The organism is Aerolutibacter ruishenii, from assembly GCF_007830115.1.
Classification (GTDB): Bacteria; Pseudomonadota; Gammaproteobacteria; order Xanthomonadales; family Xanthomonadaceae; genus Aerolutibacter; species Aerolutibacter ruishenii.
The window spans coordinates 1-19,965 of sequence record NZ_VLKP01000001.1 but is presented as its reverse complement, the minus strand read 5'-3'; the positions used below and the strand labels follow the sequence as shown (position 1 = coordinate 19,965).

Here is a 19,965-nt window from a genome sequence, read left to right as displayed (position 1 = left end):
CCGCCCAGCGCGCGGTGCCGTCCACGCCAGCATTGCGCCGTGCATGCCCGTGCGCTCGGGGAAGGCCGCGCGCGTGGCTCCCGATCACTGCATGACAATGGCGGCCGGCGGCATCAGGGCGATCCATTGGCCCCGGCGCCTGTCGGGGGCCTTTGTCTGCGCGGTCATTTGGCCGGCTCCCGCCGGTCATCCACGGCGATATCGGAAGTCGCGAACGAGGCCGTGAAAGTTGCCGCGCCTGCAATGTGAGCCGGTGCGAAAAACCGGCTTGGCGTCCCAATCCGGCCAATCCCTGGGGGGGAGTTGGCCCCTCCCGTCCGTTCACGAGTAGACCCGGGGCCGCTGGTCCTGGGTCCGCCGGTGGCCGCGAAGCCATCACCGCCGCCGCGCTGGAAGCGCGGCGATTCCAATCCAATTTCGGGGTTTATTGCAATGACCAAGTCAGTTTCGCGTCCTGTCCGCGTGCACGTGCTTGCCGCTGCCACGGCGCTTGTCCTGTCCACGTCCATCCTCGCGCCCTCGCACGCTGCCGGCCGCATGGACCTGAGCGGCCTGCAGGCCGGCCAGCCGACCGACCGATTCATCGTCAAGTATCGCGACGGCAGCGCGGAGCGGACCGATCCCTCGATCATGCACCGCTCGCTGCAGGCAGCCGCGGCCGGTGCCGGCCGGGGTCTGGGCCTGAACCATGTTCGCCACATCGCCACCGGCGCCGAGGCCGTGCGCGCCAGCCGCAAACTGGACCGCGCCGAGGCCGAGTCGCTGATGCGCCAGATCGCCGCCGATCCGAACGTCGAGTACGTCGAGGTCGACAAGCTCAACCGGGCGATCTTCGTCCCCAACGACACCAACTACTCGCAGCAGTGGGGTTTCAACGGCACCTACGGCATCAAGGCCGAGCAGGCGTGGGACGTGACCACCGGTACCGGTGCGGTCGTGGCGGTGCTGGACACCGGTATCACCAACCACAGCGACCTCAACGCCAACGTGCTGCCGGGGTATGACTTCATCGGCGACACCGCCGTGTCCAACGACGGCAACGGCCGCGACAGCGACGCCAGCGACCCGGGCGACTGGGTGACCGCCAACCAGTGCGGCGGCACGCACGCGGCGCAGAACTCCAGCTGGCACGGCACGCACGTGGCCGGAACCATCGCCGCGGTGACCAACAACGCCAAGGGCGTAGCCGGTACCGCGCATGGCGCCAGGATCGTGCCGGCGCGCGTGCTGGGTACCTGCGGCGGTTACGACTCCGACATCGCCGACGCCATCATCTGGGCCTCGGGTGGCGCCGTCACCGGCGTGCCCGCCAATGCCAACCCGGCCGAGGTCATCAACCTGAGCCTGGGTGGCTCGGGCGCGTGCGGCACCACCACGCAGAACGCGATCAACAGCGCGGTCGGCCGCGGCACTACCCTGGTCATCGCCGCTGGCAACGACAACACCAACGTGTCGAACGCATCCCCGGCGAACTGCAACAACGTCGTCGCTGTGGCTTCGATCACCAGCACGGGCGCGCGTTCCTCGTTCTCCAACTATGGTTCGCTGATCGATATCGCGGCGCCCGGTTCCAGCATCATGTCGACGCTGAACTCGGGTACCACCACTCCGTCGACCGAGTCGTATGCCTCGTACAACGGTACGTCGATGGCAACCCCGCATGTCGCGGGTGTCGTGGCCCTGATCCAGTCGGTGGCAACCACGCCCAAGACCCCCGCGCAGGTCGAGGCGCTGCTCAAGGGCAACGTCACCGCGTTCCCGTCCACCCCGTCGCAGCCGATCGGCCCGGGCATCCTCAATGCCAAGGCCGTGGTCGATGCCACCAACGGCACCACGCCGCCGCCCACCGGCAACACCCTGACCAAGGGCGTGGCCGTGACCGGTCTGTCTGCCTCCACCGGTGGCTACGTGAAGTACACGATGGACGTGCCGGCGGGCGCGACCAACCTGACGTTCACGATGTCCGGCGGCACCGGAGACGGCGACATGTACGTCAAGTTCGGCAGCGAGCCGACCGACAGCGTGTATGACTGCCGCCCGTACAAGACCGGCAACGCCGAGACCTGCACCTTCGCCGCGCCGTCTGCGGGCAAGTACTACGTCAACATCAAGGCGTACTCGGCCTTCTCGGGCGTCAGCCTGCTGGGCGATTACACCGTCGCCACCGGTGGCAGCCGCCAGACCTACAGCAACGCCGCGGACTACACGATTGCCGACAACGCTACCGTCGACAGCCCGATTACGGTGTCGGGCCGCAGTGGCAACGGACCGTCAGACGCTTCGGTGTCGGTGGACATCCGCCACACCTACCAGGGTGACCTGAAGGTGGACCTGGTGGCTCCGGATGGCTCGCTGTACAACATCCACAACCGCACCGGCAGCAGCACCGACAACGTCATCAAGACAATGACGTTCAACCTGACCAGTGAAGCCATCAACGGCACCTGGAAGCTGCGCGTGTACGACGGTGGCACGGGCGATACCGGCTACATCAACAGCTGGAGCATCAACTTCTGATCGCGGTCGCCGGTCAGCGGCAACAAGAACGCCCCGGGGTTATTCCCGGGGCTTTTCACCGGGTTGTGCACGGCAACGGCAGTTGAAGGGTCTGCCACGTCGCCACGCTCGAACACTGCATGGGCACGGCTCCACGCCCGTGGCCTGGGTGCCTCAAGCCACGTTGCGGCGATCCGCTCACATCGCCGGGATCAGTCGGCGGCTTCGAACCGGTTGGCTTCCACGTTCTTGCGCACCTTCGCCGGGTCCCAGATGCGGCCGTTCATCGCGATGTACACACCCGGGGGCAGGGACTGCACCGCGCCCACGGCCGTGCCGATGTTGAACTCCGCATCTGAACCGCGAAAGCGCGCCGGGTTGAGCGCGCCCGTCAGCACGATGGTCTTGTCCTTGATGCTGGACAGCACCTTGGCGGTGGCGACCATGCTGTCGGTACCGTGGGTGACCAGCACGTGGCGGGCCTCCTGCGCGGCGATGGCGGCGCGGATCAGCTCGCGGTCCTCATCGGTGATGTGCAGCGAATCCTTGCGGATGATCGGGATCACGTTGTATCGGAACGCCACGCCCAGCTCGTCGAGGATGTGGCCGATCTGCGGCTCGCCGACCTGGTAGTCCGACTTGTCATCGAAGTAGATCTTGTCGATCGTGCCGCCGGTGGTGACGACGCAGAGCTGGTCCATCGCGCAGGGTCTTTCAGGTTCGGGGCCGCAATTATAGTCCGCCGGCCGTCAGCCCTTGCGCTTCCCGCCGAAGCGCGCCTGCAATCCCGGCAGGCTGGCCGCGAATACGATCACGACTGCCAAGGCCACCGCGGCCAGTGCGAAGCCACGCTCGGCCGGGCGGCTCCAGGCCACCATCACCCCGTGGCTGAACCAGAACAGCGCCAGCACCGCCGACCAGAAGCCGGCCGTGCGCCTGCGCCGCCACCCCCCCAATGCCAGCAGCACCGGGGGCAGTGCGAACACAAGCCACTCGGCCCATGGCGTGGCGTCGCCGGCAAACCACGCCACGTACAGTGCAGCCAGCGTGACCAGCGAAAACAGCAGCACGCCGCGCGCACGGGCGCGCAGGACAGTGGGGTCGTTCATCGGGCAAGCCTCGCGGCGGTCTGCGCCAACCGGCGGCCCAGCGCCCGGGCCAGTACGGCTTCGTCATCAGTGGTGCGCGGATCGTCCTCTACGCCGGCTACGTGGCTGGCGCCGTAGGGCGTGCCGCCGCTGCGCGTGGTGCTCAGCACCGGTTCGGTGAAGGGGATGCCGGTGATCAGGCAGCCGTGGTGCAGCAGCGGCAACATCATCGACAGCAAGGTGCTTTCCTGGCCGCCGTGCTGGGTGGCGGTGGAGGTGAACACCGCCGCCGGCTTGCCAACCAGCGTCCCGCTGGCCCATTCGCCGCCCAGACCGTCCAGCCAATGCTTGAGCGGTGCGGCCATGTTGCCGAAGCGGGTGGGGCTGCCCAGGGCTAGCCCGGCACACTCCACCAGGTCGTCTGGCTCCACGTACGGTGCGCCCTCGTCGGGAACGGGTGGCGCGGCTGCCTGGGTGACCGCCGCCACCGGGGGCACGGTGCGCAGTCGTGCGCTCACGCCTTCCACCTCGCCAATGCCACGTGCGATCTGTCGCGCGAGCTTGGCCACGGAGCCGCCGCGGCTGTAGTACAGCACCAGGATCTCGATCATCGTGTTCTCGTTGCCGCGGGGCGACGCCAGCGTGAAGCATAGGCGATGCCGCTGGCGCTGCCCATCGGTTACGCTGCCGGCAATGGAGCCTCTGGATACCCTCAACCGCTGGAGCGAGCGCGTGCGTGACCGGGCGCGCGTGGGTACCTTCTTCCGGTTCCTTGCGCGCCGCTTCCTTGACGACAATCTGTTCCAGGCGGCGGGCGCGCTCTCGTTCACCACGGTATTCGCGCTGGTGCCGCTGTCGATGGTGGTGTTCGGCGTGCTGTCGGCGTTCCCGGTGTTCTCCGAGTGGAGCGACAAGCTCAGCGACTACGTGTTCTCCAACTTCGTGCCGTCGTCCGCGCGCTCGGTGGAGGCCTACCTCAAGCAACTGTCGGCGAACATTGGCCAACTCACCACCGCGGGCGTGATCGCGCTGGTGATTTCGTTGCTCATCACCCTCAATGGGGTGGAGGCCACTTTCAACCGCATCTGGCGGGTGCATGCGGCGCGTCCGCAGTTGGGTCGCTTCCTGGTGTACTGGACGGTACTGACCCTCGGCGCACTGATGGCGGCGGCCAGCCTTGCTCTGTCGGCACGGTTCTTCGCGCTGGCGCTGTTCGAGACCGACGCCGGCCACCTGCTCGAGAACGCCATGCTGCGGCTGGCGCCGATGGCCATCGAGCTGCTGGCCTTTGCCGCGATCTACCGGGTGGTGCCACATCGTACGGTCAAGTGGCGCCATGCCCTGGCCGGCGCGCTGTTGGCGACGCTGCTGCTGGAGTCGGTGAAAGCGGTGATGAGCCTGTACCTGGGCAGTTTCGCGACGTATTCGAAGATCTACGGCACGCTGGCGTTCGTGCCGATCTTCCTGTTGTGGATCTACATGGGCTGGATCGCCATCCTGCTCGGCGCCTCGCTGGCCTCGTCGATTTCCGCGTTCCGCTACCAGCCGGCGGCGATGCGCCTGCCGCTGGGCTACGAAATGTACGGCCTGTTGCGCCTGCTGGGGCGCTTCCAGGAGGCCCGCAGCCAGGGTCGCGGGCTACACAGCGACTCGATCCAGCACCTCGAGCCGATCCTGACCGACAGCCTGGTGCAGGAGATGCTGGGTCAACTCAACGACATCCGCGTGCTGCGCCGCGCCGAGGACGGCGAGTGGTGGCTGGCGCGCGACCTGGACGAACTGTCGATGGCCGAGTTGTACGAAGCGTGCCGGCTGCGCATTCCGATCGCCGAGGCGCACCTGCCATGCCGCGATGATGCGCTGGGTCGCTCTGCCGTGGCGGCGATGGACACATTGCGAATGCCCTTGCGGGAATTGCTGAAACGGCGCGTGGCTTCGATCCATGCCCAATCCGAGGAGTAACCGATGTCGTATCTGCGTAGTGCGGCGGTCGCCGCGTCCCTGTGCCTGCTGGCGGCATGCAGCCAGCGTCCGGAGGCGCCTACGGCGGCGGCTGGTTCCGGTGTGACACCCGTGGAGTCGGCCGCGGATGCCAGCGGCCCGGTCGATGGGCCGAAGGCACCGACCCCGTCACCCACGGTCGCTCCCGGCGAAACTTCCGCTGCCGTAGCCGTGCCAACGCTCAAGGTGCAACTGCTCGATGGCACGGCCTACGACCTGGCCGCACACCGCGGCAAGTGGGTCGTGGTCAACTTCTGGGCAACCTGGTGTGGTCCTTGCCTGAAGGAGATGCCCGAGTTGTCGGCGCTCGATGCCATGCGCGACCACATCGAGGTCATCGGCCTGGCCTACGAGGAAATCGACGCCGCGGCGATGCAGGCCTTCTTGAAGGAGCATCCGGTGGCGTATCCCATTGCCATCGTCGATACCTTCAATCCACCGGTTGACTTCGACACACCGCGTGGATTGCCGATGACCTACCTGATTGGCCCCGATGGCAAGGTGGTGGAAAAAGTGCTGGGGCCGGTCACCGCCGGTAGCATCGAGGCGGCGATCACCAAGGCCGGCGGACCCAAGGCCGGCTGAGCCGCTTGATAGAAACCACATCGTGGTTCGCGGCATGAACCGCCACGTCCGGCCCCCCTCCCGCGGCCGCGCCGGTCGCCTGCCCGTCGCTGCGATCCGACGATGCCTCCGGCGCTGGCCGAGGGGGCTCAGTCGATCGGATACGGCGCCAGCGGCTTCAGGATGCCGAACCGTTCCTTCTGCGGTTTGCCCTCAAGCGGCGGGAGGGAAACGCCGTCCGGCGGCACGTGGGTGTCCGGCAGGCGGTCGAGCAGGTCGCGTATCAAAGTAAGCCGGCCGCGGCGCTGGTCGTTGAAATCCACCAGCGTCCAGGGTGCATGCGGAGTGTGCGTGGCTTCAAGCATGGCCTCGCGCGCACGCGTGTAGTCGGCATAGCGCTCCCGCGCCTTGACGTCGATGGCAGACAGTTTCCAGCGCTTCAGCGGGTCCTCGAGCCGCTCCGCGAACCTTTTCTCCTGCATCGCCTGGTCACAGGTCAGCCAATACTTGAACAACAGAATGCCATCGTCCACCAGCAGCTTCTCGAACAATGGCGTCTGCCCCAGGAACGCCTTGACTTGCGCCGGCTTGGCGAAACCCATCACCTTTTCCACGCCGGCGCGGTTGTACCAGCTGCGGTCGAACAGGGTGATCTCGCCAGCGGCAGGCAGGTGCGCCGCGTAGCGCTGGAAATACCACTGCGTCGTCTCGCGCTCGCTTGGCTTGGGCAGTGCGGCGATCCTGCACTGGCGCGGGCTGAGGGTGTCGGCAATGGCATTGATCGCGCCACCCTTGCCCGCCGTGTCACGGCCTTCGAAGATCACCACCACGCGCTGCCCCGTGTGCTGGACCCAGCGCGCCATCGCCACCAGTTCCAGCTTCAATGGCTCGAGCTCAGCCTCGTAGTCCTTGCGCTTGAGCCCGCTCATGCGCTGGTCCCTCGACCGCGCGGCCTGGCCGGCGAGGCCGCGGCGGGCTTGCGCGCGGCGGGCTTGCGTGGCGGCGTGGCGGGGGAGGGCGCCACGGTTGCGCGCGCGCGGCGGTGCGTGGCTCCGGCCATCGCGCACGCCACCTCCAGCAACGCGCCTTGCTGGCGTTCGTCCAGCTCGCGGTATGCGGCAAGTAATTCGTGCTCACCCGTGGTGCGCGCCGGGTCGAAGGTACTGGCCAGTTCGGACAGCAGCGTGCCGACGGGGACACCGAAGGTGCGGGCGAGTGCGTCGATCTGATCGCGGCCGGGACTCTTCTCCCCGCGCAACCAGGCACTGACCGTTTCCACGCCCGCGCGCGGGATGGCGGTCGCGATGTCGGCGGCATTGAGACCGCGGGCGAGCGCCAGCAGGCGCAGGGTGGTGGCGAGGGGCATCGGCGGACTCCGTCCTGGCACATGTGCAGCCTAACCCGGCAGGGGCGGGGGGCGTCCAGCGGGGCGAAGGGGAGCCTGTCGGCAGGGAGGCCAGCAGGCTTCGCGCGGAATCAGCCGAAGTCGTGTGCCGTTGGCGGCAGTCCCTGGCGGTGGCGATGTGCCATCCAGCGAACCGCCACGCCGAAGTCAGCGGCAAAACCCGGCATGTCGAACAGGCCCGATGTCCGGCGGCGTTCCCCGAGCGAGGCCTTCAGCGCTGCCAGGCGTTCCGGCGCATTGCCCAGTTCCACCGCTGACTCGATGAAGGCCGCATCGTCCGCCGTGTTCAACGACGACAGGCCCAGATGGTGGTTGAGGCTACCGGCCACCCGCGCGGCGAACGTGTCACCTGGGCAGGTGAGCACCGGACAGCCGGCCCACAGCGCATCGGACGCCGTGGTGTGCGCGTTGTATGGATGGGTGTCGAGGAACAGGTCGGCGTGCCGCAGGCGGGCAAGGTAGTCCGGATGCGGCTGCTTGCGCATGAAGACCAGCCGCTCCGGTGCCACTCCGCGCGTCGCGGCGAACGCGCGCAGCCGTTCATCGGCGCGCCCTGGCCCTGATAGCAGCCACAGCACGCTGCCGGGGACGCGCTGCAGCACCGCCAGCGCGCGACCCACGCTGCGTGGATTGAGTTTGTAGCTGTTGTTGAAACAGCAGAAGACCACGCCGCGTGGCGGCAGGTCGCAGGCCTCGCGCGGCGGCGGCGGCGGGAGCGGCCTATGGGTGTCCGATGGCTGGAAGCAACGCGGCAGGCGCAGCACCTGCTCGCTGAAGTGGGGTGCCAGTGCGTCGGGCAGGACGAACCGGTCCGCGATGACATAGTCGATCCACGATGCGCCGCTGGTGCCGGGGTATGCCAGCCAGTTGACCTGCACCGGGGCCGGGCGCATAGCCATTACCTCGGGCATACCGCCACCACCCCAGCCACGCAAGTCCACCAGCACTTCGATCCCGGCGGCGCGGATGCGCGAGGCCACGCGCGCGTGCGCCAGCCCACCCACGTCGTGCCACTGGCGCGCCGCCACCTGCAGCCGCGCGCGCACGCTGCTTCCATCATCGGGATTGAGCGCAAACAGGTGGGTTTCAACCCCGGGAACGGTCCGCAGGGACTCAAGCATTGCCACCGTCAGCAAGCCCGTCGGATGCGCACCGAAGCCATTGGACAACAGTCCCAGTCGCACCGGCGCCTCGGAAGCCGCCGTTGGCCCGGGCGGGAAGGGCACGATCGACCTGGCCAGTGGTTCGGCGCGCAATCGTGCACAGCGCAATTGTTCCTCCGGGCCCCCATCCTCGCTGAGGAATGCGAACGGCTCCACTGCCGCGGTGCCCGCGTGTACCGCGGCACGCACCTGCGCTGACAACGCGTCCAGGTCGGACCAGTCGCACAGCTTGCGCTGCCACGCCAGCCGGTAAGCGGCCAGCTGCGGGTGCAAGGGCGCCAGCGCATGGGCCCGTGCATACGCTTCGGCGGCCGCTTCGGCTTCGCCGGTGTCTTCCAGCACGTGCCCCAGCCACAGCGCGATGCCCGCGTGGGAGGGAGCGGCGGCCGCCGCGGCGCGCAGGCTGCGCGCGGCCTCGTCGAAGCGGCGCTGCATCCATTGCGCGCGACCCAGGCGGGCGAGCGCTTCCGGATGTCCTGGCGATAGCGCCAAGGCGCGTTGCACCGCGGCTTCGCCAGCGACGGCATCTCCGGCATCCAACGCCGTTTCGGCCAGCATGATCCACGCAAAGGGGTTGTGCGGCTCGCGTTCGACCAGTTGCCGCGCGGCCTCCAGCGGATTGCGGCCCGATGCCATCATGCGTGGGCCGTCAACCGCGCCAGTTCGTCGGCCTGGTGTTCCTGTTGCAGTCGGCCCACCAGCGCGTCCAGGTCGCCTGCCAGCACGTTGGGCAGGTCGTACAGGGTCAGGCCGTCCACGCGGTGGTCGGTGATCCGGCCCTGCGGAAAGTTGTAGGTGCGGATGCGCTGGCTGCGGTCGCCGCTGCCCACCTGCAGCTTGCGCGTTTCGGCCACGGCCGCCGCGGCCTTCGCGGCCTGCGCCTCGGCCAGCATCGCGCTCAGGCGCTTCATTGCCTTGTCGCGGTTGGCGTGCTGGCTGCGTTCGGTCTGGCTTTCCACCACCACGCCGGTGGGCAGGTGGGTGATGCGGATGGCCGAGTCGGTCTTGTTGACGTGCTGCCCGCCCGCGCCGGACGAGCGGAACGTGTCCACCTTCAGGTCGGCGGGATTGAGCTCGATCGGCTCGCCTTCGGGCTCGACTGGAATGATCGCCACCGTCGCAGCCGAGGTGTGGATGCGACCTTGCGACTCCGTTTCGGGCACGCGTTGCACACGGTGCGTGCCAGATTCGAACTTCAGCCGTGAATACGCCCCTACCCCTTGAACCAGCGCGATCACCTCCTTGAAGCCGCCATGCTCTCCGGGGTTGGCGGACTCCACTTCAACGCGCCAGCCCTGGCGTTCGGCATAGCGCGCGTACATGCGGAACAGGTCGCCGGCAAAGATCGCGGCCTCGTCGCCACCCGTGCCGGCACGGACCTCGAGATAGATGTCGCCATCATCGCGCGGGTCGCGTGGGATCAGGTGGGAGAGCAACTCGGCGTCCAGGGCTTCCAGCCGCGCGCTGGCGCTGGCGATCTCCTCGTCGGCCAGTGCGCGCATGCCGGCATCGTCGCGCAGGGCCGGGTCGCTGCGCATTGCCTGCGCCGCTTCCAGGTCGGCTTTGGCGTGCGCCTCGGCAGCCAGCGCGGTCGCCACGGGCTCCAACTGGGCAAACTCGCGCGACAGCTTGCGAAACTGCACCGCGTTGCCGATCACCGTGGGATCGGACAGCAGGCGTTCCAGTTCCTCGCGCCGTTCGGCGAGTGCTTCCAGCTTACGGCGCAGGGTCGGCGTCATCGGGCGGGGTCGGTCCGGGTGCGTGGGAAGAGAGGGCGGGGAACATGCGGTTTGCCGCTTGGGCCAGGTCGTGGTTGCCGGTCAGCGCGGCCTCCCGCAGGGCAATGGTCGGCGCATGCAGCAGCCGGTTGGTCAGTGTGTGCGCGAGGAAGTCCAGCACCTCAGAAGGATCCTGCCCGGAGGCCAGTTGCTGCCGCGCCTTCGCCAGCACTTCGGCCTTGGCTGCCTCGCCGTGCGCGCGCAGGCGCTTGAGTGGCGCGGTGCGGGTGCTGGCCGCCATCGTCTCGACGAAGCGCGCCACCTGCAGGTCGACGATGGCCTCGGCCTCCGCGGCGGCCTCGCGACGGCCGCGGCGGTTGTCCTCGATGGCGCGTTCCAGGTCGTCGACGGTGTACAGGAAGGCATCGCGCAGGTCGGCCACGTCCGGCGCGATGTCGCGCGGTACCGCCAGGTCCAGCAGCAGCATCGGCCGATGCCTGCGCGCGGCCAGCGCCGCAGCCACGTGCGCCCTGGTCAGGATCGGATCGCGCGCGGCAGTGGCGGAAAACACCACGTCGGCTTCGGCCAGGTGGCGCTCCAGCTCGGTCAGCGGCAGCGCCACGCCACCGTGGCGCGTGGCCAGTTCCTGCGCGTGGGCGAGGGTGCGGTTGGCCACCAGCAGACGCTTGGGCCTGCCCTGCATCAGGTGGCGGGCGACCAGCTCGATGGTCTCACCTGCGCCGATGAGCAAGACCGTGGAATCCTCGATCCTTGCAAATGATTCCTGTGCCAGCCGTACCGCCGCCGACGCCACCGACACCGGGTTGGCCCCAATGCGAGTATCGGTGCGCGCGCGCTTGGCGGTGGAGAAGGCCTGCTGGAACAGACGATCCAACTGCGACCCCAGGCTGCCGGCCTCTCGCGCGGCGGCCCATGCGTCCTTCACCTGCCCCAGAATCTGCGGCTCGCCCAGCACCAGCGAGTCCAGCCCGGTGGCCACGCGGAACAGGTGGCGCACCGCTTCGGAATCGCGGTGGCGGTAGAGGTAGGCGTCCAGCTCTGCGTTGCCGCTGCCGTGGGTGGACAGCCAGTCCGCCAGGGCCACGCCATCGTCTTCGGTCACCGCGTACAGTTCAGTGCGGTTGCAGGTGGACAGCAAGGCCACCTCACTGACGGTGGGCAGCCCGCGCAATGCTTCCAGCGCCGACGTGACGCCGTCGCCTGAGAACGACACCCGCTCGCGCAGGCTCACCGGCGCGGTCTGGTGGTTGAGGCCGAGGACGAACAGGCTCATGTTTCGGGCGGACTTCCGTTCAGGTGCTTGCGATAAGCTGCTGGCTACCGTGGGCCGCCATTCTACCGGTCCGAGCCCCTCCCATGCCCGCTACCGTGCGTTCCATTGCCGTCACCGTTCTCGTCGCGCTCAGCCTGGCCGGGGCCTTGCATGCCGCGCCGCCGGTCACCGCGCCCGCGAAGGACCGGGTCGGCGAGGCCATCGAGCCGTTGCTCGCCGGTGAGTTCGCACTGCAGTCAGGCAAGCTCGACGAGGCATCGCGCTGGTACCTCGATGCCGCACGCACCGCCCAGGACGTGGCGCTGGCCGAGCGAGCTACCCGCATCGCGTTGCTGGCCAAGGACGATGAACGCGCCAACGAGGCCCTCGTGCTGTGGCGGCGCCTGGGTGGCAGCGGCCACGGCCTGACCGCCGCCGAGGCCACGCTGGCGTTGCGCCAGGGCAGGGAGCGCATTGCCCGCAAGCATCTGACCATCCTGCTGCGCAGCGGCGACCAGGAGGGCTGGCGCCAGGCGCTCTCGGTGCTCGGCAGTGGCGCCGGCGAGCCCGCGCAGGCGTCGCGCCTGCTCACCTACATCCTGGATCGCAGGTTGCTGCCCAACCAACTGCAGGCCTGGTTGGCGTTCGGTGGCCTCGCCCAGCGCCTGGACCAGCCCAAACTGGCCGAGCGCATCGTGGCGGAGGTGGTGGAGCGTTTCCCGGGTGAACCGCGCGTGGCCCTGCTGCGCGCCAGCCAACTGCGCGAGGCCGGCAAGGTCGGCGAGGCCAAGGCAGCGCTCGATTCGGTCGCCGGCGGTGCAGCCGTCGACGTCAGCCTCCGCACGGCATTGGCGCAGGAATACGCGCAGCTGGGTGACCTGCGCCGCGCAGAGGCGATCCTCGCCACCGGCCCGCAGGATGACGAAAGCTTTGCGCATCGCGCCTCGCTGATGGCGCAGGCCGAAGACAAGCAGGGGCTGGGCCGCCTGTACGACGAGCTGGCGCGCGGTGCATCGCGTCCAGACCCGCAGCGCCGCCTGCTGCTGGGCCAGATCGCCGAGTTCCTGGACCGCCACGAGCAGGCCCTGGACTGGTACGGCGGCGTGCCTGGTGGCCCGTTGCGCTGGCTGGCGCGGCTGCGCACCGCCAGTGTGCTGCATGAGATCGGCCGCGCGCCGGAGGCATTCCGGGCGCTGCGCGAACTGCAGGCCGATGGCTCGGCCCCCGATGACGCCCGCCGCGATGCCTATCTGCTGGAAGCTTCGCTGCTCGCCAAGGATCGCAACGACGCCGGCGAGCTGGACGCGTTCGCCCGCGGCCTGGCCGCCTTTCCCGACGATCTCGAAATCCTCTACGCCCGAGCCCTGGGCTGGGAGCGCCGCGACGACATCGCCCGCGCGGAGGCCGACTTCCGCAAGATCCTGGTCGTGGAACCCGACAGCGTGGCCGCGCTCAACGCGCTGGGCTACACCCTGGCCGACCGCACCGACCGCTACCAGGAGGCGCTGGAGCTGATCGACCGCGCCCGCACCGCCGAGCCGGACAACGCCGCCATCATCGACAGCTACGGCTGGGTGCTGTACCGCCTCGGCCGCCTGCAGGACGCACTGGTCGAACTGCGCCGCGCCTTCACCCTGCAGAAGGATCCCGAGATCGCCGCGCACCTGGGCGAGGTGCTGTGGAAGCTGGGCAGGACCGACGAAGCGCGCAAGTACTTTGACGAGGCGCGCAAGCTCGATCCTGACAACCGCTCGCTCAAGCGCGCGATGGAGAATGTGGGCGCATGACCTCCCCGTCGAATGCCTCCCGCCGCAGCCTGCTGCTACCCGGCCTGCTGGCCGCGACACTGGCCGGCTGCGTCACCGTGCCGTCCGCCACCGTGCTGTCGCCCGAGCGGCAGGCCGTGGCCGAGCAACAACAAGCCGCCCGTGAAGCCGAACTGCGCCCCCGGACCGACTGGTCACTGGCCGGTCGCATCGCGGTGTCCAACGGCAGCAACGGCGGCAGCGGCCGCATCGACTGGACGCAGGACCGTGACGGCTACCGGGTGGCACTCAGCGCGCCGGTCACCCGCCAGAGCTGGCAGCTCAGCGTTGACGGCGCGACAGGCGTCGCACGCCTGGAAGGCCTGGAAGGCGGCCCGCGCACCGGCTCCGATGCCGCGCTCCTGCTGCGCGAGGCCACCGGCTGGGACATCCCCGTCACCTCGCTGGGCGACTGGGTCCGCGGCCTGCGCTCGCCCGCGGCGGGCGGGGCGGTGATCCAGTTCGGCCCCGACCTGCGCCCGGCGCGCATCGCCCAGGGAGGGTGGGACATTGCCTATACCTGGCCCGAGGCCAGCCTCGACCACGCGTTTCCTTCCCGCATCGATGCCCGCCGCGGCGACGCCCGCGTCCGCCTCATCGTCGACCAGTGGGGAGAAGCCGGCGCCCAGGACAGCCGGTAACCGCCATGCACCCCGCCAATCCCTCTGGCTGGACGGTCTGGCCAGCCCCGGCCAAGCTCAACCTGTTCCTGCGCATCGTGGGCCGCCGCGCCGACGGCTACCATCTGCTGCAGAGCGTGTTCCGCATCCTCGACTGGGGCGACAGCCTGCGCCTGCGAGTCCGCGATGACGGCCGGATCGTCCGCCACGGCGGCTCGGTCGAAGGTGTCGCCGAAGCCGATGATTTGACCGTTCGTGCCGCCAAGCTGCTTCAAATTGAGGCGAATTGTACCAAAGGTGCCGACATCGTCATCGAAAAGCGCATCCCGGCAGGCGGCGGGCTCGGCGGCGGCTCATCCGACGCCGCCACTGTGCTGGTGGCGCTCAACCGGCTCTGGGGCACGGGTTTCGACGTCGATCGCCTCGCCGCACTCGGCCTGCGGCTGGGTGCCGACGTCCCGGTCTTCGTTCGTGGCGACAACGCCTGGGCCGAAGGCGTGGGCGAGCAGCTCACCCCCATATCCCTGCCACCGGCGTGGTACCTGCTCGTTGCCCCAGGCGTGCATGCGCCCACCGCCGCGCTGTTCCAGTCCCCCGATTTGACGCGCAATGCCGCGCCCGCGACAATGTCGGACTTCGTTTCGGGTGTACCGCTCGGCAATGCGTTCGAGCCGGTGCTGCGCGGGCGTGAACCGGCGGTCGAAGCCGTGTTCCAGGCCCTGTCGCGCGTCGGCACGCCGCGTTTGACCGGGTCCGGCAGCGTGGTCTTCGTCGAATTCGCCTCGCGCGAGTCGGCCGGGGCTGCACTGGCGGCGTTGCCCCCCGGCCTGCAGGCCTGGGTGGCGGCGGGCGCTGCGCGTTCACCGCTGCACGCCGCGCTCGAAGCCAACTGCTGAACGAGTCACCGCAGGGGCGTCGCCAAGAGGCCCAAGGCACCAGGTTTTGATCCTGGCATCCGTAGGTTCGAATCCTACCGCCCCTGCCAATTCGCCCCCCGACGCCCGCAACCGCTGGAGTTTTTCCGTGCAGACCGATCGCAACCTGCTGGTGTTCAGCGGCAACGCCAACCGCCCGCTTGCCGACGCCGTGTGCAAGGAACTCGGCGTGCGTCCGGGCAAGGCCCTGGTCAGCCGCTTCTCCGACGGCGAGGTCCAGGTGGAAATCGAAGAGAACGTGCGCCGGCAGGAAGTGTTCGTCATCCAGCCGACCAATGCCCCGACCGCCGAGAACTTCATGGAACTGCTGGTGCTGGTGGACGCGCTCAAGCGCGCCTCGGCGTCCAGCGTCACCGCGGTGGTGCCGTACTTCGGTTACGCCCGCCAGGACCGCCGCCCGCGTTCCTCGCGCGTGCCGATCACCGCCAAGGTCGCGGCCAAGATGTTCGGTGCCGTCGGCACCGACCGCGTGCTGACCGTCGACCTGCACGCCGACCAGATCCAGGGCTTCTTCGACATCCCGGTCGACAACGTCTACGCCTCGCCGCTGCTGCTGGCCGACATCTGGCGCGCGCACGGCACCGACAACATGGTGGTCGTGTCGCCGGACGTGGGCGGCGTGGTCCGCGCCCGCGCCATCGCCAAGCGACTGGACGACGCCGACCTGGCCATCATCGACAAGCGCCGCCCGCGCGCCAACGTCGCCACCGTGATGAACATCATCGGTGATGTCGAAGGCAAGACCTGCGTGCTGGTGGACGACATCGTCGACACCGCCGGCACCCTGTGCGCCGCCGCCAACGCCCTCAAGGAGCGTGGCGCACGCAAGGTCGCCGCCTACTGCACCCATCCGGTGCTGTCGGGCGCGGCCCTCGACAACGTCACCAGGTCGCAGCTGGACGAGCTGGTGGTCACCGACACCATCAAGCTGTCCGATGCGGCCAAGGCCTGCGGCAAGATCCGCCAGCTCAGCGTCGCCGAGCTGCTGGCCGAGACCATCCGCCGCGTCGCCTTTGGCGAGTCGGTGAGTTCGTTGTACGTCGATTGATCAAGACGCGCGCGCGGCTCTCTCGGCCGGGTGCGCAGTGAATCGCGATGGCGGCTTCGGCCAACATCGCAAACCGCTCATCTGGTCGCGGATGAGCGTTACCACCCGCCGCGAGGCGGGTTCCATGCAAGCAAAGTGAGATACAGAAATGTCCGAACACACCATCAAGGCCACGGGCCGCGCTGTCGAGGGGAAGGGTGCGAGCCGCCGCCTGCGCCACGCTGCTTCGATCCCGGCCATCGTCTACGGCGGCAAGTCCGCGCCGCAGGCCATCCAGCTCGACCACGAGAAGATCTGGCTCGCCCAGCAGAACGAGTGGTTCTACTCCTCGATCCTGAACCTGGACATCGACGGCAAGGTCGAGAGCGTGCTGCTGCGTGACATGCAGCGCCACCCGTACAAGCAGATCATCATGCACCTGGACTTCCAGCGCGTGGACGCCAACCAGGCCCTGAAGGCCGCGGTGCCGCTGCACTTCACCAACCAGGACAGCTCGCCGGCCGGCAAGGCCGCCGACGTGGTCATCACCCACGAGCTCAACGAAGTCACCGTCAGCTGCCTGCCGAAGGACCTGCCGGAGTTCATCGAGGTTGACCTGGGCGCGCTGAAGTCGGGCGACGTGATCCACCTGTCGCAGCTCAAGCTGCCCAAGGGCGTCGAGCTGCCGGAACTGAAGCTGGGCAAGGAGCACGATGTTGCCGTCGTGATCGCCAAGCCGGGCCGCGTCGAAGCCGAAGGCGCCGCCGAAGGCGAAGCCGCGGAGTAACCGCACTCCCGCACCCCGGCCGGCATGCCGGTCGGGGTCGCGTGCGAATGACCGATGGCCGGTTTGCGCCTCATCGTCGGGCTGGGCAATCCCGGCTCCGAACACACCCGGACCCGGCACAACGCCGGGTTCTGGTTTGTTGACGCCCTCGCGGAAAAATTCGGTGGGCGCTTCGGGCTGGAGTCCAAGCTGTTCGGCGAGACCGCCAAGGTCGAGATCGCCGGGCAGAACGTCTGGCTGCTGAAGCCCGCCACGTTCATGAACCTGTCCGGCAAGTCGGTCGCCGCCGCGCTGCGCTACTGGAAGATCGAGCCCGAGGAAGCGCTGCTGGCACACGACGAGCTCGACCTGCCCCCTGGCACCGCCCGCCTCAAGTTCGACGGCGGCCACGGCGGCCAGAACGGCCTGCGCGACACCATCCGCCTGCTCGGGCACGGCAAGTTCCACCGCCTGCGCGTGGGCATCGGCCACCCCGGCCACAAGGACAAGGTCACCCCGTGGGTGCTGGGCCGCCCCGGCCAGGGTGATGAAGCCGCCATCCTGCGCGCCATCGACGACGCCATCGACGTCATGCCGCTGGCCGTCACCGGTGACATCAACGAGGCCATGAAGCGGCTGCACACCGCCCGGACGTGACCTCGGCGGGGCAGGGCGCTTGCGCCATCCCGCCCATCCGGCTGCCGGAAGCAGCCATACGCAACAAGAGGCCGCCGGAGGCGGTCAGGCACCACAAGGGCCGCCGAGGCGGCCCTCCGCAACAACGGGCCTGCCACCGGGCAGGCGCATTTTCCGGGTCCGGCCCCGCCGGCCCCACAACAGAGCGAGAACACGCGTCATGGGTATCAAGTGCGGCATCGTCGGTCTGCCCAACGTCGGCAAATCGACCCTCTTCAACGCCCTGACCAAGGCCGGGATTGCGGCCGCCAACTTCCCGTTCTGCACCATCGAGCCCAATGTCGGCGTGGTGCCCGTACCGGACCCGCGCCTCGGCGCGCTGGCCGAAATCGTAAAGCCCGAGCGCGTGATCCCCACCGCGGTCGAGTTCGTCGACATCGCCGGCCTGGTCGCCGGCGCGGCCAGCGGTGAAGGCCTGGGCAACAAGTTCCTCGCCCACATCCGCGAAGTCGACGCCATCACCCACGTGGTGCGCTGCTTCGAGAACGATGACGTCATCCACGTCAACAACAAGGTCGACCCGATCGCCGACATCGACACCATCGACACCGAGCTGGCCCTGGCCGACCTCGATTCGGTGGAGAAGGCCCTGCAGCGCGCCGAGCGCTCGGCCAAGACCGGCGACAAGGACGCCAAGGCCCGTGCCGAAGTGCTGGGTCGCGTCCGCGCCGGCTTGGACGCCGGCAAGGCCGCCCGCTCGCTGGGCCTGTCCGACGAGGACAAGGCCCTGCTGCGCGACCTGTTCCTGCTGACCCTCAAGCCGGTGCTGTACATCGCCAACGTGCAGGAGGATGGCTTCGACAACAACCCGCACCTGGACGCCGTGCGCGCCCGCGCCGTCACCGAGGGTGCCGAGGTCGTGGCCGTCTGCGCCGCGATCGAAGAGGAAATGAGCCAGTTGGAGGATGAGGACCGAGACGCGTTCCTCGCGGACCTCGGCCTGGACGAGCCGGGTCTGAACCGCGTCATCCGTGCCGCCTACAAGCTGCTCGGCCTGCAGACCTACTTCACCGCCGGCGTCAAGGAAGTCCGCGCGTGGACGGTCAAGGCCGGCGCCACCGCGCCGCAGGCGGCCGCCGTCATCCACACCGACTTCGAGAAGGGCTTCATCCGCGCCGAGACCATCGGCTACGACGACTTCCTGAAGTACAAGGGCGAGGCCGGCGCGCGCGAGGCCGGCCGCATGCGCCTGGAAGGCAAGGAGTATCGCGTACAGGAAGGCGACGTCCTGCACTTCCGCTTCAACGTCTGAATCCTGTCCGCTCGGCAGGGGTGGGGGATTCGCGTTAGAATCCAGGACCCGTTCCGCCGCACGGGGTGACAACGAAAATTTTCGCCATTCAGGCGTTGACTTCCACGTTCAACACCGCCAGAATTGCGGGCTCTTCGGAGGGATACCCAAGCGGCCAACGGGGGCAGACTGTAAATCTGCTGGCTTACGCCTTCGGTGGTTCGAATCCACCTCCCTCCACCAGCTCCACGGGGCTTGGCGGAGATCGCAGTAAACCGACGGCCTTACCAGTCGCCGGCGCAGTACCCAAGCAGGTCAGTCCGGCGCGGGAGTAGTTCAATGGTAGAACTGTAGCCTTCCAAGCTACTAGCGCGGGTTCGATTCCCGTCTCCCGCTCCACCATTGATTGCCGCGACAGTTTGACCCGCTTGTACAACGTGCTCACGTAGCTCAGTCGGTAGAGCACCTCCTTGGTAAGGAGGAGGTCGATGGTTCGATTCCATTCGTGAGCACCATCCTTTCAAACGCATCCGCACAACCATTGAGAAGCAGCCATGGCCAAGGGTAAGTTCGAGCGCACCAAGCCGCACGTGAACGTGGGCACCATCGGTCACGTTGACCACGGCAAGACCACGCTGACCGCGGCGCTGACCAAGGTGGGCGCGGAGCGTTTTGGCGGCGAGTTCAAGGATTACTCCTCGATCGACGCGGCGCCGGAAGAGAAGGCGCGCGGCATCACGATCTCGACCGCGCACGTCGAGTACGAAAGCCCGACCCGTCACTACGCGCACGTGGACTGCCCGGGCCACGCCGACTACGTGAAGAACATGATCACCGGTGCGGCGCAGATGGACGGTGCGATCCTGGTGTGCTCGGCCGCTGACGGCCCGATGCCGCAGACCCGCGAGCACATCCTGCTGTCGCGTCAGGTCGGCGTGCCGTACATCGTGGTGTTCCTGAACAAGGCCGACATGGTTGACGACGCCGAGCTGCTCGAGCTGGTCGAGATGGAAGTGCGCGAGCTGCTGAGCAAGTACGACTTCCCGGGCGACGACACCCCGATCATCCACGGTTCGGCCCGCCTGGCGCTGGAAGGCGACCAGTCGGAGATCGGCGTGCCGGCGATCCTGAAGCTGGTGGACGCGCTGGACACGTTCATCCCGCTGCCGGAGCGTGA

Annotated in this window: 19 protein-coding genes, 4 tRNA genes and 1 pseudogene; 16 read left to right on the top strand and 8 right to left on the bottom strand. The window is 68.4% G+C overall.

What is annotated here, in order from left to right; translation table 11 throughout:
• Positions 1 to 432: 432 nt before the first annotated feature.
• Positions 433 to 2,154, top strand: a pseudogene (locus tag IP93_RS00115) (S8 family peptidase); the annotation flags it as partial.
• 90 nt (positions 2,155 to 2,244) lie between these two features.
• Positions 2,245 to 2,517, top strand: coding sequence for a proprotein convertase P-domain-containing protein (locus tag IP93_RS15810; protein ID WP_242006695.1), 273 nt, complete (start codon positions 2,245 to 2,247; stop codon positions 2,515 to 2,517).
• A 191-nt stretch (positions 2,518 to 2,708) separates the two neighbouring features.
• Here the strand turns inward: IP93_RS15810 and IP93_RS00110 are convergent, their stop codons facing one another.
• The 3 genes from IP93_RS00110 to wrbA are packed head-to-tail and all read right to left on the bottom strand — an operon-like array spanning position 2,709 to position 4,195.
• Positions 2,709 to 3,197 carry an asparaginase domain-containing protein gene (locus tag IP93_RS00110; protein WP_144810834.1) on the bottom strand — a complete coding sequence of 163 codons (489 nt, stop codon included), beginning with the start codon at positions 3,195 to 3,197 and terminating at the stop codon, positions 2,709 to 2,711.
• Between the two features lie 48 nt (positions 3,198 to 3,245).
• Positions 3,246 to 3,605 carry a DUF2069 domain-containing protein gene (locus IP93_RS00105; RefSeq protein ID WP_199747019.1) on the bottom strand — a complete coding sequence of 120 codons (360 nt, stop codon included), beginning with the start codon at positions 3,603 to 3,605 and terminating at the stop codon, positions 3,246 to 3,248.
• Positions 3,602 to 4,195 (bottom strand): NAD(P)H:quinone oxidoreductase, encoded by a 594-nt coding sequence (wrbA, locus tag IP93_RS00100; protein ID WP_144810832.1) that lies wholly within the window; start codon positions 4,193 to 4,195, stop codon positions 3,602 to 3,604. The genes IP93_RS00105 and wrbA overlap by 4 nt, the downstream gene beginning before the upstream one ends.
• 82 nt (positions 4,196 to 4,277) lie before the next feature.
• Here wrbA and IP93_RS00095 point away from each other — a divergent pair, with 82 nt between their 5' ends.
• Positions 4,278 to 5,546 carry a YihY family inner membrane protein gene (locus IP93_RS00095; RefSeq protein WP_144810830.1) on the top strand — a complete coding sequence of 423 codons (1,269 nt, stop codon included), beginning with the start codon at positions 4,278 to 4,280 and terminating at the stop codon, positions 5,544 to 5,546.
• A 3-nt stretch (positions 5,547 to 5,549) separates the two neighbouring features.
• Positions 5,550 to 6,170, top strand: coding sequence for a TlpA family protein disulfide reductase (locus IP93_RS00090; RefSeq protein ID WP_144810828.1), 621 nt, complete (start codon positions 5,550 to 5,552; stop codon positions 6,168 to 6,170).
• A 128-nt stretch (positions 6,171 to 6,298) separates the two neighbouring features.
• Here IP93_RS00090 and ppk2 read toward each other — a convergent pair whose 3' ends face one another.
• The 5 genes from ppk2 to hemA all read right to left on the bottom strand — a co-directional run bounded on the left by ppk2 (position 6,299) and on the right by hemA (position 11,729).
• Entirely contained in the window at positions 6,299 to 7,078 is a 780-nt protein-coding gene (gene ppk2 / locus IP93_RS00085) for a polyphosphate kinase 2 (protein WP_144810826.1), read from the bottom strand.
• Positions 7,075 to 7,515 carry a helix-turn-helix domain-containing protein gene (locus IP93_RS00080; protein ID WP_242006665.1) on the bottom strand — a complete coding sequence of 147 codons (441 nt, stop codon included), beginning with the start codon at positions 7,513 to 7,515 and terminating at the stop codon, positions 7,075 to 7,077. The genes ppk2 and IP93_RS00080 overlap by 4 nt, the downstream gene beginning before the upstream one ends.
• A 110-nt stretch (positions 7,516 to 7,625) precedes the next feature.
• Positions 7,626 to 9,356, bottom strand: coding sequence for an O-linked N-acetylglucosamine transferase, SPINDLY family protein (locus IP93_RS00075; protein WP_425480001.1), 1,731 nt, complete (start codon positions 9,354 to 9,356; stop codon positions 7,626 to 7,628).
• On the bottom strand, positions 9,353 to 10,456 hold the full coding sequence (gene prfA / locus IP93_RS00070) for a peptide chain release factor 1 (protein ID WP_144810825.1): 1,104 nt from the start codon (positions 10,454 to 10,456) through the stop codon (positions 9,353 to 9,355). Before prfA ends, IP93_RS00075 begins: the two co-directional genes overlap by 4 nt.
• Positions 10,434 to 11,729: a glutamyl-tRNA reductase gene (gene hemA / locus IP93_RS00065; protein WP_144810823.1), complete on the bottom strand. Its 1,296-nt coding sequence runs from the start codon at positions 11,727 to 11,729 to the stop codon at positions 10,434 to 10,436. The genes prfA and hemA overlap by 23 nt, the downstream gene beginning before the upstream one ends.
• Positions 11,730 to 11,812: 83 nt before the next feature.
• On the opposite strand from hemA, the gene IP93_RS00060 reads away from it, so the two are divergent.
• From IP93_RS00060 to IP93_RS00005, 12 genes are all read left to right on the top strand, one after another.
• The gene (locus tag IP93_RS00060; RefSeq protein WP_144810821.1) at positions 11,813 to 13,495 is read left to right on the top strand and encodes a tetratricopeptide repeat protein; all 1,683 of its coding nucleotides are present in this window, start codon (positions 11,813 to 11,815) and stop codon (positions 13,493 to 13,495) included.
• Positions 13,492 to 14,154: a lipoprotein insertase outer membrane protein LolB gene (lolB, locus tag IP93_RS00055; RefSeq protein ID WP_144810820.1), complete on the top strand. Its 663-nt coding sequence runs from the start codon at positions 13,492 to 13,494 to the stop codon at positions 14,152 to 14,154. Before IP93_RS00060 ends, lolB begins: the two co-directional genes overlap by 4 nt.
• Positions 14,155 to 14,159: 5 nt before the next feature.
• A complete protein-coding gene (gene ispE / locus IP93_RS00050; RefSeq protein ID WP_144810818.1) occupies positions 14,160 to 15,029 on the top strand; it encodes a 4-(cytidine 5'-diphospho)-2-C-methyl-D-erythritol kinase in 870 nt (289 codons plus the stop codon).
• Between the two features lie 12 nt (positions 15,030 to 15,041).
• A tRNA-Gln gene (locus tag IP93_RS00045) sits at positions 15,042 to 15,118 on the top strand.
• Positions 15,119 to 15,156: 38 nt separating this feature from the next.
• Positions 15,157 to 16,116 carry a ribose-phosphate diphosphokinase gene (locus IP93_RS00040; RefSeq protein WP_144810817.1) on the top strand — a complete coding sequence of 320 codons (960 nt, stop codon included), beginning with the start codon at positions 15,157 to 15,159 and terminating at the stop codon, positions 16,114 to 16,116.
• A 148-nt stretch (positions 16,117 to 16,264) separates the two neighbouring features.
• A complete protein-coding gene (locus IP93_RS00035; RefSeq protein ID WP_144810815.1) occupies positions 16,265 to 16,882 on the top strand; it encodes a 50S ribosomal protein L25/general stress protein Ctc in 618 nt (205 codons plus the stop codon).
• A gap of 54 nt (positions 16,883 to 16,936) precedes the next feature.
• The gene (gene pth / locus IP93_RS00030; protein ID WP_144810813.1) at positions 16,937 to 17,518 is read left to right on the top strand and encodes an aminoacyl-tRNA hydrolase; all 582 of its coding nucleotides are present in this window, start codon (positions 16,937 to 16,939) and stop codon (positions 17,516 to 17,518) included.
• A gap of 199 nt (positions 17,519 to 17,717) precedes the next feature.
• On the top strand, positions 17,718 to 18,809 hold the full coding sequence (ychF, locus tag IP93_RS00025; RefSeq protein ID WP_144810811.1) for a redox-regulated ATPase YchF: 1,092 nt from the start codon (positions 17,718 to 17,720) through the stop codon (positions 18,807 to 18,809).
• 136 nt (positions 18,810 to 18,945) lie between these two features.
• Positions 18,946 to 19,031, top strand: a tRNA-Tyr gene (locus tag IP93_RS00020).
• Between the two features lie 82 nt (positions 19,032 to 19,113).
• Positions 19,114 to 19,187, top strand: a tRNA-Gly gene (locus IP93_RS00015).
• 40 nt (positions 19,188 to 19,227) lie between these two features.
• A tRNA-Thr gene (locus IP93_RS00010) sits at positions 19,228 to 19,303 on the top strand.
• Positions 19,304 to 19,342: 39 nt separating this feature from the next.
• On the top strand, positions 19,343 to 19,965 hold a 623-nt coding region (locus IP93_RS00005), incomplete at its 3' end, for a GTP-binding protein (RefSeq protein WP_144810809.1).

What these genes read in the sequence shown, in the direction of transcription:
- hemA (WP_144810823.1), bottom strand. Translation starts at nt 11,729, where the DNA reads ATGAGCCTGTTCGTCCTCGGCCTCAACCACCAGACCGCGCCGGTGAGC.
- ychF (WP_144810811.1), top strand. Translation starts at nt 17,718, where the DNA reads ATGGGTATCAAGTGCGGCATCGTCGGTCTGCCCAACGTCGGCAAATCG.
- prfA (WP_144810825.1), bottom strand. Translation starts at nt 10,456, where the DNA reads ATGACGCCGACCCTGCGCCGTAAGCTGGAAGCACTCGCCGAACGGCGC.
- ppk2 (WP_144810826.1), bottom strand. Translation starts at nt 7,078, where the DNA reads ATGAGCGGGCTCAAGCGCAAGGACTACGAGGCTGAGCTCGAGCCATTG.
- IP93_RS00105 (WP_199747019.1), bottom strand. Translation starts at nt 3,605, where the DNA reads ATGAACGACCCCACTGTCCTGCGCGCCCGTGCGCGCGGCGTGCTGCTG.
- pth (WP_144810813.1), top strand. Translation starts at nt 16,937, where the DNA reads ATGGCCGGTTTGCGCCTCATCGTCGGGCTGGGCAATCCCGGCTCCGAA.
- lolB (WP_144810820.1), top strand. Translation starts at nt 13,492, where the DNA reads ATGACCTCCCCGTCGAATGCCTCCCGCCGCAGCCTGCTGCTACCCGGC.
- ispE (WP_144810818.1), top strand. Translation starts at nt 14,160, where the DNA reads ATGCACCCCGCCAATCCCTCTGGCTGGACGGTCTGGCCAGCCCCGGCC.
- IP93_RS00060 (WP_144810821.1), top strand. Translation starts at nt 11,813, where the DNA reads ATGCCCGCTACCGTGCGTTCCATTGCCGTCACCGTTCTCGTCGCGCTC.
- IP93_RS00090 (WP_144810828.1), top strand. Translation starts at nt 5,550, where the DNA reads ATGTCGTATCTGCGTAGTGCGGCGGTCGCCGCGTCCCTGTGCCTGCTG.
- wrbA (WP_144810832.1), bottom strand. Translation starts at nt 4,195, where the DNA reads ATGATCGAGATCCTGGTGCTGTACTACAGCCGCGGCGGCTCCGTGGCC.
- IP93_RS00110 (WP_144810834.1), bottom strand. Translation starts at nt 3,197, where the DNA reads ATGGACCAGCTCTGCGTCGTCACCACCGGCGGCACGATCGACAAGATC.
- IP93_RS00075 (WP_425480001.1), bottom strand. Translation starts at nt 9,356, where the DNA reads ATGATGGCATCGGGCCGCAATCCGCTGGAGGCCGCGCGGCAACTGGTC.
- IP93_RS00095 (WP_144810830.1), top strand. Translation starts at nt 4,278, where the DNA reads ATGGAGCCTCTGGATACCCTCAACCGCTGGAGCGAGCGCGTGCGTGAC.
- IP93_RS00035 (WP_144810815.1), top strand. Translation starts at nt 16,265, where the DNA reads ATGTCCGAACACACCATCAAGGCCACGGGCCGCGCTGTCGAGGGGAAG.
- IP93_RS00080 (WP_242006665.1), bottom strand. Translation starts at nt 7,515, where the DNA reads ATGCCCCTCGCCACCACCCTGCGCCTGCTGGCGCTCGCCCGCGGTCTC.